The 385-nt window shown below is 62.9% G+C and carries 1 pseudogene; it reads left to right on the top strand.

Annotated features, from left to right (window positions below):
- Nucleotides 1-385: pseudogene (locus AB4091_RS21990) on the top strand (recombinase RecA); the annotation flags it as partial.

The following is a 385-nucleotide window of genomic DNA, read 5'->3' as shown; positions in this document are numbered from 1 at the left end:
GGCGATGCGCAAGCTGACCGCCAGCATCGGCCGGTCGAACTGCATGGTGATCTTCATCAACCAGATCCGGATGAAGATCGGCGTCATGTTCGGCAACCCCGAGACGACGACGGGCGGCAACGCGCTCAAGTTCTACGCTTCGGTGCGTCTGGACATCCGCCGCACGGGTTCGATCAAGGACCGCGACGAGGTCGTGGGCAACTCGACCAAGGTCAAGGTCGTCAAGAACAAGGTCGCCCCGCCCTTCAAGCAGGTCGAGTTCGACATCATGTATGGCGAGGGCATCTCGAAGGTCGGCGAGCTGATCGACCTCGGCGTCAAGGCCGGCGTGGTCGAGAAGTCCGGCGCCTGGTATTCCTATGGCGACGAGCGCATCGGCCAGGGG

Source organism: Terrabacter sp. 2RAF25, from assembly GCF_052115265.1.
Classification (GTDB): Bacteria; Actinomycetota; Actinomycetes; order Actinomycetales; family Dermatophilaceae; genus Terrabacter.
The sequence above is the reverse complement of the archived record's forward strand: the minus strand, read 5'-3'. Positions and strand labels throughout refer to the sequence as shown.